This is a genomic window from Bhargavaea ginsengi (assembly GCF_900109165.1).
Lineage (GTDB): Bacteria > Bacillota > Bacilli > Bacillales_A > Planococcaceae > Bhargavaea > Bhargavaea ginsengi.
Genome location: NZ_FNZF01000001.1, coordinates 1 through 16,373, shown reverse-complemented (window position 1 = coordinate 16,373; position 16,373 = coordinate 1). Strand labels below are relative to the sequence as shown.

General features: G+C 50.2%; 16 protein-coding genes, 1 rRNA gene and 1 pseudogene. 13 read left to right on the top strand and 5 right to left on the bottom strand.

Going from position 1 to position 16,373, the window contains the following annotated elements:
* Positions 1 to 219: 219 nt before the first annotated feature.
* The 5 genes from BMX91_RS00075 to BMX91_RS00055 all read left to right on the top strand — a co-directional run bounded on the left by BMX91_RS00075 (position 220) and on the right by BMX91_RS00055 (position 4,046).
* The gene (locus BMX91_RS00075) at positions 220 to 1,767 is read left to right on the top strand and encodes a ribonuclease YeeF family protein (RefSeq protein ID WP_281242790.1); all 1,548 of its coding nucleotides are present in this window, start codon (positions 220 to 222) and stop codon (positions 1,765 to 1,767) included.
* A 28-nt stretch (positions 1,768 to 1,795) separates the two neighbouring features.
* Positions 1,796 to 2,104, top strand: coding sequence for a DUF4176 domain-containing protein (locus tag BMX91_RS00070; protein WP_092048548.1), 309 nt, complete (start codon positions 1,796 to 1,798; stop codon positions 2,102 to 2,104).
* Between the two features lie 40 nt (positions 2,105 to 2,144).
* Positions 2,145 to 2,714, top strand: coding sequence for a hypothetical protein (locus BMX91_RS00065; protein WP_092048546.1), 570 nt, complete (start codon positions 2,145 to 2,147; stop codon positions 2,712 to 2,714).
* Between the two features lie 30 nt (positions 2,715 to 2,744).
* The gene (locus BMX91_RS00060) at positions 2,745 to 3,104 is read left to right on the top strand and encodes a hypothetical protein (protein WP_092048544.1); all 360 of its coding nucleotides are present in this window, start codon (positions 2,745 to 2,747) and stop codon (positions 3,102 to 3,104) included.
* 117 nt (positions 3,105 to 3,221) lie between these two features.
* The gene (locus BMX91_RS00055) at positions 3,222 to 4,046 is read left to right on the top strand and encodes an alpha/beta fold hydrolase (protein ID WP_092048541.1); all 825 of its coding nucleotides are present in this window, start codon (positions 3,222 to 3,224) and stop codon (positions 4,044 to 4,046) included.
* A 77-nt stretch (positions 4,047 to 4,123) separates the two neighbouring features.
* On the opposite strand, the gene BMX91_RS16045 is transcribed toward BMX91_RS00055, so the two are convergent.
* From BMX91_RS16045 to BMX91_RS16030, 4 genes and pseudogenes are all read right to left on the bottom strand, one after another.
* Positions 4,124 to 4,279 (bottom strand): IS3 family transposase, encoded by a 156-nt coding sequence (locus tag BMX91_RS16045; RefSeq protein ID WP_456061863.1) that lies wholly within the window; start codon positions 4,277 to 4,279, stop codon positions 4,124 to 4,126.
* A pseudogene (locus BMX91_RS16080) lies at positions 4,268 to 4,689 on the bottom strand (DDE-type integrase/transposase/recombinase); the annotation flags it as partial. The gene BMX91_RS16045 and the pseudogene BMX91_RS16080, both read right to left, overlap by 12 nt.
* Positions 4,638 to 4,877 carry a hypothetical protein gene (locus BMX91_RS16075; protein ID WP_456061862.1) on the bottom strand — a complete coding sequence of 80 codons (240 nt, stop codon included), beginning with the start codon at positions 4,875 to 4,877 and terminating at the stop codon, positions 4,638 to 4,640. The gene BMX91_RS16075 and the pseudogene BMX91_RS16080, both read right to left, overlap by 52 nt.
* A gap of 26 nt (positions 4,878 to 4,903) precedes the next feature.
* The gene (locus BMX91_RS16030; protein ID WP_407640863.1) at positions 4,904 to 5,323 is read right to left on the bottom strand and encodes a helix-turn-helix domain-containing protein; all 420 of its coding nucleotides are present in this window, start codon (positions 5,321 to 5,323) and stop codon (positions 4,904 to 4,906) included.
* 293 nt (positions 5,324 to 5,616) lie between these two features.
* On the opposite strand from BMX91_RS16030, the gene BMX91_RS00045 reads away from it, so the two are divergent.
* From BMX91_RS00045 to BMX91_RS00020, 6 genes are all read left to right on the top strand, one after another.
* A complete protein-coding gene (locus tag BMX91_RS00045; protein ID WP_092048539.1) occupies positions 5,617 to 6,690 on the top strand; it encodes an ABC transporter ATP-binding protein in 1,074 nt (357 codons plus the stop codon).
* The gene (locus BMX91_RS00040) at positions 6,687 to 7,577 is read left to right on the top strand and encodes a carbohydrate ABC transporter permease (protein ID WP_092048536.1); all 891 of its coding nucleotides are present in this window, start codon (positions 6,687 to 6,689) and stop codon (positions 7,575 to 7,577) included. The genes BMX91_RS00045 and BMX91_RS00040 overlap by 4 nt, the downstream gene beginning before the upstream one ends.
* Positions 7,578 to 7,595: 18 nt before the next feature.
* Positions 7,596 to 8,492 carry a carbohydrate ABC transporter permease gene (locus BMX91_RS00035; RefSeq protein WP_092048534.1) on the top strand — a complete coding sequence of 299 codons (897 nt, stop codon included), beginning with the start codon at positions 7,596 to 7,598 and terminating at the stop codon, positions 8,490 to 8,492.
* A 194-nt stretch (positions 8,493 to 8,686) separates the two neighbouring features.
* A complete protein-coding gene (locus BMX91_RS00030) occupies positions 8,687 to 10,000 on the top strand; it encodes an ABC transporter substrate-binding protein (protein WP_092048531.1) in 1,314 nt (437 codons plus the stop codon).
* A 17-nt stretch (positions 10,001 to 10,017) separates the two neighbouring features.
* A complete protein-coding gene (locus tag BMX91_RS00025; RefSeq protein ID WP_092048529.1) occupies positions 10,018 to 11,349 on the top strand; it encodes an MBL fold metallo-hydrolase in 1,332 nt (443 codons plus the stop codon).
* A 32-nt stretch (positions 11,350 to 11,381) separates the two neighbouring features.
* Complete coding sequence (locus BMX91_RS00020) at positions 11,382 to 13,001, top strand: bifunctional metallophosphatase/5'-nucleotidase (RefSeq protein ID WP_092048527.1); 1,620 nt, start codon at positions 11,382 to 11,384, stop codon at positions 12,999 to 13,001.
* Positions 13,002 to 13,076: 75 nt separating this feature from the next.
* Here the strand turns inward: BMX91_RS00020 and BMX91_RS00015 are convergent, their stop codons facing one another.
* Complete coding sequence (locus BMX91_RS00015) at positions 13,077 to 13,505, bottom strand: hypothetical protein (RefSeq protein ID WP_092048526.1); 429 nt, start codon at positions 13,503 to 13,505, stop codon at positions 13,077 to 13,079.
* A gap of 133 nt (positions 13,506 to 13,638) precedes the next feature.
* Between BMX91_RS00015 and BMX91_RS00010 the strand changes: the two genes are divergently transcribed.
* Together BMX91_RS00010 and BMX91_RS00005 are read left to right on the top strand one after the other, a co-directional pair.
* The gene (locus tag BMX91_RS00010; RefSeq protein ID WP_092048525.1) at positions 13,639 to 15,579 is read left to right on the top strand and encodes a DUF2075 domain-containing protein; all 1,941 of its coding nucleotides are present in this window, start codon (positions 13,639 to 13,641) and stop codon (positions 15,577 to 15,579) included.
* A 541-nt stretch (positions 15,580 to 16,120) separates the two neighbouring features.
* Positions 16,121 to 16,373, top strand: a 16S ribosomal RNA gene (locus tag BMX91_RS00005); the annotation flags it as partial.

The following is a 16,373-nucleotide window of genomic DNA, read 5'->3' as shown; positions in this document are numbered from 1 at the left end:
GTACCAGACACAAAACGGTGCATAAGTACGAAAAACAGCCTCTTTTGATATGTTACGATACTTACGAGAATTAGAAATGGACCAGGCACTGCAGGTTCTGCCTGGGACACGCCTAAAATACTAAACAGCCCGCCCGGAACCGGAAATTCCGGCGGGCTGTTTGCATGTCTGCCGGGTTACGGAAACCATTTTTGAAAAGGTGGCGACGGCATAAAAGTATTGGACGTAACCTTATTTCGCGAAGGTATGCAGCGGAATGTAGAGACGCTGATGCGCCTGGAAGAAGAAATGCAGATGATCAGGGCCGCGACAGAAGAACTCGTCGCTCTTCAGGAATCACTAAAAGGAGAGGGAGGCGATGCGATCCGGGCTTTTTACCGGGATTGCCATCTGCCGCTCCTGCAGTACTTTGGAATGTTCAAATCCCAGTTCCAAGGCATTCTACAGCAGATGGATTCTGCGCTGAATGCCCTGGAACCGGCAACCGACGGGCATATCCGGGAAAGCTTCCTCGAGAGCGAGATCGAGAGCGGCCTTTCCGAAATCTCCACTATTGCCGGAAGCTTGACCGATGAAGCCAATGCCATCATGGACAGTGTGTCCGATATCGTCGGCCTCCCGCACCTGGATGATAGCGAGGTGCAGCAGGGCGTACAGGATGCCAAGAAAAAGCGGGATCAGACAGTGACGGATCTTCATCAATTCGATGCTTCTCAGACCGGAGCCCTTACATCAGTCGATGATGGCATCAGGAAGATGGAAATGTGGATCGCGGATCTGGAAAGCATGTTTAATGAAGGGCTGACCGATGTCGGTTATAAAGCTGACCAATGGTCCTTCATGACAAGGATGAGTCCGCTCAAGGCCGATCTGGCCGCGGGTAATGCATCCCTTGGCGGCGTTTCGGGATTATCCGGTTTTAATGCACCGCTTACTTCCTTCCTATGGACACCAGGCGGGGGGATGAATCCGGCCACTGCGAATGGTTTCCCGGCAGGTCCGGGAATGCTTGCAGGCTACGCGCCATACGCTTCACCGACTCTGATGACCGCACTCGCCAATCGTCAGAACGGACTGCTTTTTCCTACATATGCAGCTGCCGGCACCACATCGGGAACCTCGAAGAAAGAAGAGCCGAACTTTGTTATCGGCGGGGACTCCGTTGCGCTCGGGAAATACGGCACAGTAACCGCAGGCTCCGGCAAGTTGGAGAATGAGTGGTCCGGCCTCAATGATGATGATCCGTTGTTGGGCGGCAGCGCTGACTTCAAGCTGATTCACGGGGAGATGGAAGCGGACACGGACTATGTGGATGCACGGGGCACGTTAAACATGCTTCAGGCAGGCGCAGATGCCAAGATTGAAGAAGCTTCTGTGCTTGGAGTCGACATTCCCCTTCCGCTCGTCAATGCGGAAGCAAAAGGGCTGGAGTATGATGCAAAAGTGGAATTGGACCGCAACATGCCATACCTTGGCGATGTTGTCGGCGGCACGGGCATCGGAGCCAACTATACCGTTGGGGATGCAAAAGCTTACGCGGGCTACGACGACGGTTACGTCGGGCTTGCCGCAAAAGCTTCATTGTGGGAAGGTGAGCTGAACCCGACAATCGGGATTCCGTTTACCGACTATAATGTCAAGGTAACGTTTGGTGCTTCTGCGGGAAGTGTCGGAGGAGAAGCGAGAGTGGGCAGAGAGTTCCTGATCGACCTCCGTTTCCTCGTGGGCGGCAGATTTGGTGTCGGCGTCGAAAAAGGCACCGAATAATTTCTTGGACGAAAGGAGTGCCACCGGAATGACAGTCAGGTTTAATGCAACGGCTTTACATATTGGGGAAAACCTTCTTCCGATCGGATCGGTCGTCAGGATGGAAGGCGTGGAACCGAACATTATGATTTATGGCAGAAAACAAAGCGGGGTCGGCGGAGGAGACAGAGTTTGGGATTATGTCGGATGCCCTTATCCCCAAGGCCATCTGTCCCCGGATACCAATCTGTTCTTTGATCACGAACACATCCGGGAGCTTATTTTTAAAGGTCTTGAAACCGCAGGTGAAATCGAGTTCAGAAAAGAGCTTCAGCGCCTGACGGCAGAAAAAAACTAATGACCGGTTAAACATCCGGTTTTTCGGGAGTGCATGCATCATGAAACGAACAGCGATGTTTTTGACTTTAGGCGTCCTGCTGGCCGGATGCGGCGATCAGGCAGACAGCAACGAACCGGAAGTGAAGGAGGAACAGGAAGCTGTGACACAGGAAAAAGAGATGGAACCCGTTGAAATCCAAGTGCTTAAAGCGGATGAAGAAAACGGTGTGACACTCGAAAATGAGATGTATCAGCAGTTATCGGCCTTCCTCGAAAGCAACCCTGAAGTCGGGGTTCCGGGTGACTTTGGTGTCCACCCGCTGACTTTGGCCAATCAGACGGAAGGCGGCCAGGCGATGTTCTTCCTGGGTGTCAATCGTCTTGAGCAGCCGATAAAGAACATCGCACTCGACTATACACTCGGTGTCGATACGGGTGACGGAGTCGAATACGTTTTGGAAAAGGAACGGGTTGAGCTTCTCGAGCCATTTGCCGGCACCATCCAGCCGGGCCATGCCATCCCGTTCACTGTACCGGTCACGCCTGAGGGCGCAGAGATTCTCCAGTCGATTACGGAAGAAAATAAAGTCGTCAAGCTGGAAAATGCGGACTTCGAACTGGAAAACTGACGGACCAGGCAAGGCGACGGAGGAAGAGAATTGGATTTTTTCATAAAACGAAACTGGGCCATCACGAAAGAGATCGCCTCGGAGATTAAACGGAATTGGAACAAGTTCCGGAGCTTGACGACCCGTGGTGACAAAATCAAAATGTTTACATTCCTCTATATGAGCGCTGTTTTTCTGATGGCGTTCTTGGCAAGCTGGTATGTCAGTGCCCTGTTTGTCATATTGGGGATTGTGATGGGATTGTACCTCGGAATCACGGATCACCCAGGATTTTTTGCGTTGCTGTTGCTTCCGCTGGTCGGAATCATCACACTGAAGCTTACACAGCTCTACTGGACCCGGTTTTATCCGGAGTACCGCAAGGAATTCTTTAATAAGATGAACCTTTAAACTGCATCTGTACGGCAAAAGGCACCCGAGGGGTGTCTTTTTATATGGTTTTACGATTCTATTGATATACTGGATTCAGAACAGTCAGTCTGATTTGTGATAAAAGGGGGAAATGAAATGGCATTTTTCAAAACAAGTGACGGTGTGAATCTTTTCTATGAGGAAAAGGGGGAGGGGCGCCCAATCGTCCTCGTCCACGGGTGGTCGGGTGACCATACAACCTTCGCAGAACCGATCGAATCCTTGAGCAACGAATTCCGGGTGGTGGCCTATGACCTGAGGGGCCACGGTCAATCGGACAGGACCGGCCAAGGGCTGACGCTCCGACGCTTCGCGCAGGATCTGGATGAACTCATGGAACACCTGGGCCTTGATGAAGTGACGCTTGCGGGCCACTCGATGGGCGCGTCAACTGGTTTTGAATATATCCGGAACTACAGCACGGACAGGCTCAGCTCTTTTACGATCTTCGATATGACACCGAAACTTGTCAATGAAGATGGCTGGAACCTCGGCCTGTGGCACGGGGAATATACCCGTCCGGATGCTGACCGTGATCTGACACAGATGTATGAAGAATTTGAAGGTTTCTCAAGACCCTTCATGAAGAAGACTGTCCCATACCTGACTGAAGAAGAGATTGAAGAAATGCTGAAGCTGTCCGCCGGCAATTCGCCGCATGTGCTGGCTGCCATGTGGCATGCCATGGTGACGGCCGACTACCGGGACATGCTTGCTGGCATTAAGGTGCCGGCGCAGATTGTCTATGGTGACAAGAGCACGCTCTATTCAAAAGAGACCGCTGAATTCCTCAACGAACAGATTCCGCATTCCACGGTGATCCCGTTTGAGAATTGCACACATATGCTGACTGCCGAAAACCCGGGCCGGATAGCGGAAGTGATCCGGCAGGCGGCAGGAAACCCCTCGTCCCAGGCTTGAATAACTAATTTTAATTTCGACCGCAGACAACCGTGAACCGAACCCCATAAAGCGGACAGTTTAATTAAAACCCCTGCCTAGGCGGCGATGAGATGACTCCGGTATTGTGCCGGAGTCATCTTTTTTAGATTCCATTGATATCGGTGGTAGTTGTACTCATAAATGTACTCATCCACCAGCTGCTTGAGCTCATCGAAGGTTTGGCATTGCCTGTAGTCAATTTCATCTTTCATATGACCGAAGAAGGATTCCATCGACGCGTTGTCCAAACAGTTTCCCTTTCGGGACATCGATTATCTGATTTTCATGTCCTTGAGATATTTCTGGTACTCGGGATGGGTGTAGTGGAATCCTTGGTCTGAATGAAGGACGATTTCCGGGTGTAGATTCTCTCCAAGAGCTTCTTCAAGCTTGTCCAGCGTCCGGTACACGATTGGCATGGAAAGGCTGGTCGTCAGTTCATAAGCGAGGATTTCCTTGGTCGCCACGTCCTTCACAACCGATAGGTAGGCAGGTTGTGAAGGACGTGATACAGATAGGTAATATCAGTCAGGAGGACCTTACCCGGCTCATCCTGCTGGAACTCACGATTCAGGTGATTAGACACCGTACGGTGTTCCTGTGTCGCCTTCGCCATCTTCCTTTCCCTTTCTTCCGTTTCTGGATCTCTTTAAGGAGAAGGGCATCTTCATAATCCACTTCCGCACGGAGGTCGCGCAATTCATGGCGGATCAGCCATTCATAGTAACCCTGACGGCGGACTCCCGCGACCCTGCATAGATAGGCGACAGCTCTCTTGAGCCCATACGTTCGGATCACTTCTTCAATCAATGCATATTTTTCTCCCGGTGTGAGCCTTACTTCCTCAGCCTCCTCTCGGCTGCCTCTAACTTTTTTAACAATTCCAGTTCGGCCTCTAGATACTTGATCTTAGCCTGTGCCTTTTTCAGTTGTTCTTCCGCAGACAGATCCCGTGTTACAGGGCGACCGACGCTTCCGCGGCCCCGACGCTCAGATAACAGACCTTCTTCGCCAAGGGCGTCATACGATTTCCTCCATCGCTTTAGCGATTGTTTCGGTGTATCTGTTCCGATCTGTTTGGGATCCAGCCCCGCCTCCAGGAAAATCTCATAGGGTGTCTTACCTTCCTGATAGGCCTTCACGGCATTCAATTTGAATTCAGGAGCGTATTGTATGGTCTTACCCGTCACATGAAGGACATTGGGATTGTCCTCGAGAAGTCGGCGAATGGATTCATTAATCGGTTGGCGGCTCATCAAAATCTCCTCCGTTCAACTTTGTGTCCAGTATAGCGGAGTTTTTGACCATGCAAAAACCCCGAACCGGGACTTTTTTAAAGTGTCCGTAGTTCGGGGGTCAGTTCACCGATGTCTGCGGTCTTTTATTTTGGTCGCTTGTAAATATTTCGTAAAGCTAAAAAGCCGTCTTTAGCATTTCTTAACAACTGCTTCATACGGCAACAAAAGTCGGAACCCTATAATGGACGGGCACCAGAAGAATTGCCGGATATGGCAGACACCCGGACAGAAGATACATAGAGGTGAACGCGTTGCAGGTCAGATTTGAAGACGTCACCATGTCGTATGGAGACAAAAAGGTGCTCGAGCACATTGATTTCACATTTCCGGCGCATTCCCTGGTCTCGATTCTGGGACCGAGCGGATGCGGTAAATCGACGACACTCATGTTGATTTCGGGATTGATGTTCCCGACGGAAGGGAGGATCTTCTTCGGGGAACGTGAAGTCACCAAGCTGGATGCGGTAAAGCGGAAGGTCGGTATGGTTTTCCAGAACTATGCGCTGTATCCGCATTTGTCGGTTCTGGACAATATCATGTTCCCGCTCAAAATGGCTAAAATGCCGAAGAACGAACGCAGGGAACGGGCGATGGAACTGGTGAAGCTGGTCCGGATTGAAGAGCATATCGACAAAAAGCCCAGACAGCTTTCAGGCGGCCAGCAGCAGCGCGTGGCGATTGCACGGGCGCTTGCCAAAGAGCCATCCATCCTGCTGATGGACGAACCGCTCTCAAATCTGGATGCCAGACTCAGGCTGGAGATGCGGGAAGAAATCCGCCGTATCCAGCAGAAGACGAACATCACGACGGTGTTTGTCACCCATGATCAGGAAGAAGCGCTCAGTCTCTCGGATCATGTGATGGTACTAGATAAAGGCGCAATCCAACAGATGAGCACACCGACAGTTTTGTATGAACGCCCGGAAAACCTGTTCGTGGCCGAATTTCTCGGCAAGCCGGCAATTAATACGTTGCCGTTTGACCCGAATGGGAGAATCAGAAGACTGATGAACATTCCGCAGCCGTATGCAGGAGAAATCCAATCGGTCGGCATCCGTCCAGAGAGTCTTGCAGTGACCGATCGGACGGAGGAGACCCTGTTCCAAGGGGAAATCACACATCTCGAAAGGGTCGGAAGGGATGTGACCGCAAAAATCCTTCACGGAGAAACAGAACTGGTGGCAACAGGCTTGCCGGCAGTGCTGGAGGAGGGGCAGACGGTCAATCTTACAACTGAGACAAGCGACCTTCTGTACTTCGACCAATCGGGCCGAGCCGTGTATTGGCCTGCAAGTAAAGTTTCCGGCGGAAGTGCCGGAGCATGATACAAAATCCGACCCTGAAAAGCACCATGAAGGCATGGCTCTACATCCTGCCGATGATGCTTATCATCTTCACATTCAACCTTTACCCGATCGTAAAGTCGTTTGCGATGAGCTTCTATACGGATTACAACTTCTATGATGACGTTGTCCTTGCCTATGGACTCGGCAACTTCACGACGATCCTGCAGGATTCTGATTTCTATCTGGCGATTAAAAACACATTCATCTTTGTTCTTGGTGTCGTTCCCATTTCGATCGCTCTGTCGCTTGGAATCGCATTGCTGCTGAATCAGATCAAATTCCTTTCCGGCTTTTTCAGGACTGTCTATTTCCTGCCGTTTGTCACGAGCACAGTCGCCATTTCGCTTGTCTGGAACTGGCTGTACCACCGTAATTATGGGCTGATGAACTATTTTCTCGGCTGGTTCGGCATCGAACCGATCCACTGGATCACCGATCCCGACTATTCAATGCTGGCCCTGGTCATCATGGCAGTCTGGAAAGGGCTCGGCTTCAACATCATTCTGTTTCTCGTCGGGCTGAACAACATCGACGAGACGTACTACAAGGCGGCAAAGGTCGACGGGGCAACAGGTTTTAACCGATTCTGGAATATCACGCTGCCGCTCCTCGGTCCGACACTCTTTCTCGTATCTGTTCTCGGCGTGATCAACAGCTTCAAGGTGTTTGATGAAGTGTATGCGCTGTTCCAGGCAAAGCCCGGCCCGGCCAAGTCGACACTGACGATCGTGTATTACCTTTACGAGAAGTTCTACACAGAGTATCAGTACGGCATCGCAGCCGCGGCAGGTGTCGTCCTGTTCGTCATTATCCTGGCCGTTACACTGATCCAGTTCGCATACAACAAGAAGTTTGTCCATTACTGAGAAAGGAGGCGACAAGGCATGAAACAAGTGCTGGAGACCCCGGCCGGACTGCCGCCGGCTAAACGGGCAAGCTGGCTGATGGCAGATGCGGGAATGGCGGATGTGCTGAAAAAAGGGCTCATTTATGCCGCTCTGTCGATCGGGGCGATCACGATGCTGATCCCGTTCTACTGGATGGTCATCACATCACTGAAAACTCCGGCAGAAGCGGTCGCGATGCCGCCAGTCTGGATGCCGGATGTCCTACAGTTCGGAAACTACGGAACAGCGCTTGAGGCTGCTCCGTTCGGGCAGTACTTTCTGAACAGTGTGCTCGTGACCGTGGTTTCGACGGTCGGTGAACTGCTCACGACGATCCTCGCGGCGTTCGCCTTTGCGAAGATGAAGTTCTACGGAAAAAGCTTATTGTTCACGGTCCTGATCGCGACGATGATGGTTCCCGGGGAACTCCTGATCATCCCGAACTTCGTGACGCTTTCGAACTTGGGATTGATCAATACGTACGCGGCGCTGATCATCCCGTATCTGGCAAGTGTGCTTTCCGTGTTTATCCTGCACCAGAACTTCACGTCGGTTCCGGATGAGCTGTACTATGCGGCCAAGGTGGACGGATGCAGTGACTTCCGATTTCTCTGGTCGGTCATGGTGCCGCTGTCCAAATCAGCCATCGTGGCGATCACGATCCTGAAGGTGATCGGAAGCTGGAACTCCTTCATGTGGCCGCTGATCGTGACGAACGACCGGATGCTCCGAACGCTGCCGGTCGGCCTGCAGGCGTTCACGACCGAGGCAGGGACGAAGTATGAGCTGCTGATGGCCGCCTCGACACTTGTCGTCCTGCCGATGATCATCCTGTACCTGTTCCTGCAGAAGTACATCATCATGGGGATTTCGCGGAGCGGGTTAAAAGGGTGAGGGGATTACAGAGTGCATGGTTGATTTCCGTTCCGGGCGGACGCTTTCCGCGGGGAAGGCATCAAGCCTTCTGCGAAGTCTCTCCGCACTTCCTTTCCCGCTGGAGTCGCCGCCCTCCACTGCAATAAATAGATAAATTAGTCACCATCTATCAGTCAATGTCCATATAAGAAATTATTAGGGGAGAGAATAAGATGAAGAATCGTAAATTTACACTTGGGGCGGGGATTTTCCTTTCTGCCAGCCTGTTATTGGCCGCATGCGGCGGGGATGCAAGCAGCAGTGATGAGGCTGATGCGGCGGTAAAAGATAATAGTGAAACTGTTGAGGTGACATTCTGGCATGCGATGAACGGCCCTCACCAGGATGCCATCACCGAGCTGACGGACAAGTTCAACGAATCCCAGGATGAAATTGTTGTGAAGGAAATGAACCAGGGAGACTACAGTTCTCTCCAGCAGTCCATCATGGCGGCGGGCGTATCCAAAGACCTGCCGACAATGTCCCAGCTGACACCGGGGCAAGTGCCGGACCTTGCTGAAAACAATCTGCTTCAGCCGCTGGATGATCTGATCGTCAGCGACACCGCGTTTTCCCAGGAAGAGCTTGACGAGATCTATGAAGGATTCCTGGAAGGTGTGAAATATGACGGCAAGATGTACTCCATGCCATTCTCCAAGTCGACCCGGATCATGTTCTACAACCAGGAAATCCTCGATGAATACGGCGTGGATGTACCGGCAAGCTGGGATGAAGTCGTCGAGCTTGGCGAGAAAATGACAGAAGCCGGTGACGAACGTGTGGCCATGGGACTTGAAAACAGCTTTGAAATGGAATTCGAAACGATGGCCCGTCAGAACGGATCGGCATTCATCGACCAAGAGACACTCCAAGTTGACATTGATTCCCCTGAAAGCGTCGAAGCGCTGCAGTTCCTCGTGGATGCAGTTGATAACGGCCATGCACGAACTGCTGGGGAAGACGGATACTTCTCCGGTCCGTTTAGCCGCGGAGAATCCGCACTCTATATCGGTTCCAGCGCAGGCGTCGCTCACGTCCAGCCGTCCGCTGATGAAAATGGACTGGATTGGGGCACTGCGGAAATACCGACATTCAACGACGAGAAGCTGACACTCCTTGCCGGAAACGACCTCGGCGTCTATGCATCTGCCACGGAAGAAGAAAAGGAAGCAGCAGTATCGTTCATCCACTTCCTTCTCCAGCCTGAAAATACGGCGTTCTGGGCGATGGAAACCGGCTATGTGCCGATTACCCGCGCAGCACAGGATGTTCCGGAATATCAGGCCTTCCTCGAGGAGAACCCGACGGCTGAAGCGGCGAACAAGGAACTTGAATACGCAGCAAACTCCGCCATGTTCAAAGGTCATGGTGAATACCGGAACGCGTTTATCGAAACGCTGGATGATGTGATGATCAACGGTACAGACGTACAGGAAGCCCTGACCGGACTGGACCAGCAGACGGAAAGCATCACCGAAAACAATTGATTAAGGAGGAATGCCCGATGACACGCTACCGTTTTTGGGGTGGTCTCGACACCATCGGCGGCAACATCGTGGAGATCCTCACTGAACAGGCCAGAGTCATATGTGACTTTGGCTTGTCGTTTACCGGGGATCCTTCAGAAAACACAGAGGAAAGATCACTTACCGAACAGCTGATCATTGACGGGAGCCTCCCTGCCATACCGGGACTTTATGATACGGAAGGATTCCTTTCCGGTGCAACCGGTTCAGAGACAGATGAATTTCCGGAATCCGCGATTTTTATATCTCATCTGCATCTGGATCATATGGGCGGGCTACCGCATCTGCCCGAAGGGACGAACGTTTATTTGTCCAGGGAAGCTTTCCGGCTCTATAACATGCTTGTTGAACTGGGCGAAGAACAACCGGCTAAGGTATCGCTCCACCCGGTCGATGACGGAGAGACAATCGAAATCGGAGATATCCGCGTAACCTTTAAACCGTCGGATCACGATACGCCGGGCTCTTCAGCCCTTTTCATCGAGACGGACGACTTGAGAATGATTCATTCAGGTGATCTCCGCCTGACGGGCAGCGAGCCCGGGAAAGTGATCTGCTGGGTTAAGGAAGCAGAAGAATGGCAACCGGATGTGCTTCTGCTTGAAGGAACCAGCTTCAGCTCTGGTCGGTCAGGCAATCCTTCTGCCTCTCCTGCTACTGAAGAGGCGCTGATCGAGTCATTGGAAAACCTTCTTCAGAGTGAATCGGAGGACATTATCATCATTAATCCGTACATCCGCAACATTGAGCGGATGAAGGAAGTGGCGGAAGCAGTTGAACGGAACGGCAGAACGATGGTATTTGAAGAAACCTATGCTAAAGTCCTGGCATCGTTCCATCTTGATCTTCAGCTGACAGTATTGGAAGAAACGGTCGGTGAAGGAGAGCCGGCCGGCAAGACAGTTACGTTGAATGAGGTTTCCAAAAAGCCAGGCCGTTATGTACTCCAGAGCAGCTACCCAAACATCCGGTTCCTGGAGGCGTTTGACAAAGGAATCTACTGCCACAGCAATGGCGAACCGCTCGGAAGTTACGATTCACGCTTTGCGGACATGATGCAACATCTTGACCAACACAGGTTCAGCTTCATGGATCTGGGCACAAGCGGACATGCCAGCCAGGCGGACCTGCTTGCCATCGCAGAAGTGATCGGGGCAGGCGTGACCGTTCCCTGGCATACCCTTCGGCCGGAGGTGTTCCACCAAGAACTTCAACTGATCGGTGTTCCGCCCATCTTGCCTGAAGCACAGATCTGGTACGGCAAGGAAAAGGCCGAAGAGGGGGCGGAGCTTCCGGTACATACGTATTAAGCGGCAAACAGAAGAGAACGGAGGCGGACGCGTTGGACAAGCTGACACTGACGATTCTGGAAACAAGTGATGTGCACGGATATCTATTTCCCGGTGATGGGAAAACCAAAGAGCAGGACCTTGGCTTTGGCCTGTTTAAAGCGGCAACAGTCATCCGTGAGGAACGGTGCAAAGCGAACGGACCGGTTCTTGTCATCGACAACGGTGATTTTCTCCAGGGCTCGCCGCTCAGCTCCTATATGGAAAGAGAGCTGGGAACAGGGGCACCGCTTGTTGAAGCATTGAACAAGTTGGAAGTTGATGCCGGTGTTCCCGGCAACCATGAGTTCAACCATGGCCTGTTTTATATGATGGAATCTGTCCGGGCAGCACATTTCCCCGTGCTTGCGGCCAATATTCTGGATGAGACCGGGGAGCCGGTTACCGGGAAGGCTTACGAGATTTTCGAGAAGGAGGGCGTCCGCATTGCAGTGCTCGGTCTGGTGACCCGCTATATTCCGCATTGGGAACACCCCGACCACTGCGCAGGCCTTACATTCCGATCGGCGGTCGACAGCGCAAACGAGTATGTTCCGATGCTCCGGGAAATCGCAGACGTTGTTGTGGTCAGCTATCACGGTGGCCTGGAATGTGACTTGGAGACGGGGGAGCCGACAGAGATGCTGACGGGGGAAAATGAAGGCTACGCGCTTCTTACAGAGGTGCCGGGAATCGATGTGCTGCTGACCGGCCATCAGCACAGGAAGATCGCGACTGTAAAAAACGGCATACCGGTACTTCAGCCAGGCTACCGGGGAGAAGCGGTCGGCAAAGCGACAATGGAGCTGGAGCGGCAGGGTGACAGCTGGCACATTACGGGTTGCGCGGCTGAGCTGATGGACGTCAACGACAAAGAAGCGGACCGTCCACTAATGAAGCAGTTCGGTGCCATGGAAGACAAGCTGGAAGAATGGCTCGATATGCCGGTCGGTGCGGTAGTTGGCGACATGTCCATTTCGGACTCACATGATACGAGAATTCGGGGACATGCGTACATCGACTTCATTAATCGGGTCCAGATGCATCACAGCGGGTGCTCCATTTCCGCTACGTCCCTGTTCAGCCAGGAAGCGAAGGGGTTACCGCCAAGTGTCACAATGAGGGATATTGTCACCAACTACCCTTATCCGAATACGCTGGCTGTCTGCCGGGTGACCGGGAGTGACCTGAAAGAAGCACTCGAACTTTCCGCTACGTATTTTGAGATCAGCCAGGATGGCGAAATCGGCATCAACCCGGAGTACATCCATCCGAAGCCGCAACATTACAATTACGACATGTATGCAGGAATCGAATACACAATCGATCTCACACGGCCCCCTGGCGACCGCATCACGGTCCTGATCCATGACGGGCGTCTCATCAAACCCGACGAAACGCTTGAAATTGTACTCAACCAGTACAGGGCGGTCGGCGGAGGAGGATATTACATGTTCGGACCTTCCAAAATAACGAGGGAAATCCGTGTCCCGATGACAGAGCTGATCGCTGGTTACTTCAAAGAACATCCAGTCGTCACGGCGACTCAGACCCGTAACTTTGAAGTCATCCGGTCCGGATTCGGCAAGGAAGAAGATGAGGTGCTGGATCTGCAGTTGGAGAACAGGGCCTAACAATTGAAAAAGACGCTCCAAGCGGAACGTCCATGATTGCAGGCAAGCGGGCCACCCGTTTGCCTGTTATTTAATTTATTCCCCGAGCGGGGCAGTCGTGGAAGGTGTATCCGTATCCGTAGCGGCCGGCTTCCTGACAAACAATCCTGCAAAGTGGTTTCTATAATGGTAGAGGAGCAAACCATGCAACAAGACAACAATCACTGCAAGCGCCAGCATCGACGGGTCCACGAACAGATGGAGCAGGAAGATGTTTGCGACGATCGGACTCAGGATAGCGATTGCCATCGGCACAAACTGATTGGTGAGCAGGAGAATCCCGCAGATGATCTCAAGGGACTTCTCAACAAACAGCAGGTAATCAAATATAAACAGCGCCATAGCCTCGGGACTCGTTGCAATAAACGGCTCAAATCCGAAAAAGACCATATACCCGTTAATGCCGGCACCTAGAAAGATGATTCCTAGCAGCAATCTTAAAAACTGAATAACTCTAAGGTTCATGCTTTCGTCACTCCTTATAATGTTTTCGATTCATTCTTCCTAAGAGGAGTACAGCTGAAGGAACACTCTACATGTTAAAATATAGAGTATTTGGTATTGTATTAGAAGGTTAATAAAAAATGAGGTGTAAACAATGATTGTTTACGAAGCGACTAAACAAGATTTTCTACAAGATGTCTTTACAGATGAACTGGTCAACAGTATCTGCTCTAGTTTCAATGAAAAAATCGGAAAAGTAAATGAAGCTGAAATTCGCTCTTGGGATAATTCGATGCAGTATATGTATCGGGTGCTTCATGATGACTCAATTCCAGACGATTCTGGTGTTGCGATTGAATTTCGAATTCCCTATACTTCCAAAAGAGTAGACTTCCTGATTTCAGGGAGAAACGATTCTCAGGATTCGGTAGTAATTGTCGAACTGAAACAATGGGGAGAGGTAGAAAAGGTTGAGGGTAAAGAAGCGATTGTCAAGACACTGATTAATCGCGGAATACGCGAAACAGCTCATCCTTCGTATCAGGCTTGGTCCTATGCCGCTTTGATTGAGGATTACAATCAGGTCGTGCAAGATCGAAATATACAATTAAGACCATGTGCTTATGCCCACAATTATATTCGACAAGAAAAAAATGATCAGTTAACGGATCCAATTTACCAATACTATTTGGATAAGGCTCCTGTCTTTTCAAAAGGGGATGCACCAAAGCTCCGTGAATTTATAAAGAAGTACATCAAGTATGGTGATAACAAAGAACTCCTCTACGACATTGAGCGGGGGAGAATCCGTCCTTCAAAATCCCTGCAGGATTCACTTGGGCAAATGTTAAAGGGCAACCAAGAATTCATCATGATTGATGAGCAAAAAGTGGTTTATGAAGAAGCGATTACTCTTGCAAAAAAAGCTGCGGCAACGGGGCGCAAGCAAGTTCTGGTTGTAAATGGCGGACCCGGGACAGGAAAGTCTGTATTAGCGATCAACTTGCTTGTTGAAATGACACGCATGGGATTAGTAGCCCAGTACGTTACCAAAAATTCTGCGCCTCGGAATGTATATGCAACCAAATTAAAAGGTGATTTCAGGAAAACGCGAATTGATAATCTTTTTAAAGGTTCGGGAAGTTATACTCAATCTAAAACAGATGAAATCGATGCTTTGATTGTGGACGAGGCACATCGTTTAAATGAGAAGTCTGGTCTGTTTCAGAATCTGGGAGAAAATCAGATCAAGGAGATTATAAATGCATCTAAATTCTCGATCTTTTTCATAGATGAAAATCAGCGTGTCACGTTGAAAGATGTAGGGTCAATCAATCTGATCAATTATTTTTCCAATAGCCTAGAAGCAGAAGTTACACAAATGGAACTGACTTCGCAATTTAGATGCGATGGTTCGGATGCTTACCTAGCTTGGCTGGATGATGTACTCGAGATTAGGGAGACCGCAAACTCCCATTTCTACGGTTTGGATTATGATTTTCGGATTTACGATGATCCGAATACCCTTTTCGAAGAAATCGTCCGACTCAATCATCGCAGCAATAAGTCTCGTCTGGTTTCAGGGTATTGTTGGAATTGGGAAAACAAAAATGACTCGGAGCACAAGGACATTACGATTCCTGAACATAAATTCGGCATCAGTTGGAACCTTGGAAATACTGAAACATGGGCGATCGATGAACAATCAGTACAACAGGCAGGCTGCATCCACACATGTCAGGGTCTTGAGTTTGACTATGTCGGTGTCATTATTGGTGACGATTTAACATTCAGTAATGGACAAGTCATGACCGACTATACAAAACGGGCAAAGACAGATCAATCCCTCCGTGGAATCAAAAAGATGATGAAGACGGAGCCAGACCGAGCATTTCGAGTAGCTGATGAAATTATCCGTAATACTTATAGAACATTGATGACAAGAGGACAAAAGGGATGTTTCATTTATTGCACTGATTCGTCATTAGCTTCTTACTTTAAAGAAAGGCTAGAGAGGACCCGAGTGTATTCAAACAGTATGAAAACAGAGATGTTGAGAATTGCTGAAAATCCGACTCATTATAACAAATGGTGATAGTGTATCGATTTGAGCTGCACTCTTTAGATGCACAAAAATAAAACACTGACATACAAAGTTTATCTTCTTCTCACTGTTTATCGAGAATGCTTTAGATCTTTTTCAGCAAGCCAGATCATTACGGACCTTTAAATTAGGAGATATAAAGTATATCTGCCCTGCTTGATTAAGAAGAAAACCCCGATGGCCTGGTTGAATATTAAATAGAAGGAATTAGGTTGTGGCAGCTAATGTGAATTGCATTATGAAATTAAAGATTCCGACTATGTAATTTGGACTTGCGCGGATTTGAATCCCGTTGTATAGTTATCAACGTTGCGCTTCTGAGTAACGCAGCACACGAAAGAAATAAAAAAGTTGTTGACTTGATCTTCGCAGCATGTTATATTGGTTGAGTCGCTGAAAACACAACGACAACAAATGAACCTTGAAAACTGAACAGCAAAACGCTGATGAACGAAGTTCCTGGAACCCGACCCCGTCGGGTGAACGGAACGAATGAAATGCCAGTTTTAAAGTATGAGCTTACTCATACTCTCTTATGGAGAGTTTGATCCTGGCTCAGGACGAACGCTGGCGGCGTGCCTAATACATGCAAGTCGAGCGGATGAAGGAGAGCTTGCTCTCCGGATTCAGCGGCGGACGGGTGAGTAACACGTGGGCAACCTGCCTGTAAGATCGGGATAACTCCGGGAAACCGGGGCTAATACCGGATGGTTCCTTCCTCCGCATGGAGGAAGGCGGAAAGACGGTTTCGGCTGTCACTTACAGATGGGCCCGCGGCGCATTAG

What these genes read in the sequence shown, in the direction of transcription:
- BMX91_RS00070 (WP_092048548.1), top strand. Translation starts at nt 1,796, where the DNA reads ATGACAGTCAGGTTTAATGCAACGGCTTTACATATTGGGGAAAACCTT.
- BMX91_RS00065 (WP_092048546.1), top strand. Translation starts at nt 2,145, where the DNA reads ATGAAACGAACAGCGATGTTTTTGACTTTAGGCGTCCTGCTGGCCGGA.
- BMX91_RS00055 (WP_092048541.1), top strand. Translation starts at nt 3,222, where the DNA reads ATGGCATTTTTCAAAACAAGTGACGGTGTGAATCTTTTCTATGAGGAA.
- BMX91_RS16045 (WP_456061863.1), bottom strand. Translation starts at nt 4,279, where the DNA reads ATGAAAGATGAAATTGACTACAGGCAATGCCAAACCTTCGATGAGCTC.
- BMX91_RS16030 (WP_407640863.1), bottom strand. Translation starts at nt 5,323, where the DNA reads ATGAGCCGCCAACCGATTAATGAATCCATTCGCCGACTTCTCGAGGAC.
- BMX91_RS00040 (WP_092048536.1), top strand. Translation starts at nt 6,687, where the DNA reads ATGATACAAAATCCGACCCTGAAAAGCACCATGAAGGCATGGCTCTAC.
- BMX91_RS00035 (WP_092048534.1), top strand. Translation starts at nt 7,596, where the DNA reads ATGAAACAAGTGCTGGAGACCCCGGCCGGACTGCCGCCGGCTAAACGG.
- BMX91_RS00030 (WP_092048531.1), top strand. Translation starts at nt 8,687, where the DNA reads ATGAAGAATCGTAAATTTACACTTGGGGCGGGGATTTTCCTTTCTGCC.
- BMX91_RS00025 (WP_092048529.1), top strand. Translation starts at nt 10,018, where the DNA reads ATGACACGCTACCGTTTTTGGGGTGGTCTCGACACCATCGGCGGCAAC.
- BMX91_RS00015 (WP_092048526.1), bottom strand. Translation starts at nt 13,505, where the DNA reads ATGAACCTTAGAGTTATTCAGTTTTTAAGATTGCTGCTAGGAATCATC.
- BMX91_RS00010 (WP_092048525.1), top strand. Translation starts at nt 13,639, where the DNA reads ATGATTGTTTACGAAGCGACTAAACAAGATTTTCTACAAGATGTCTTT.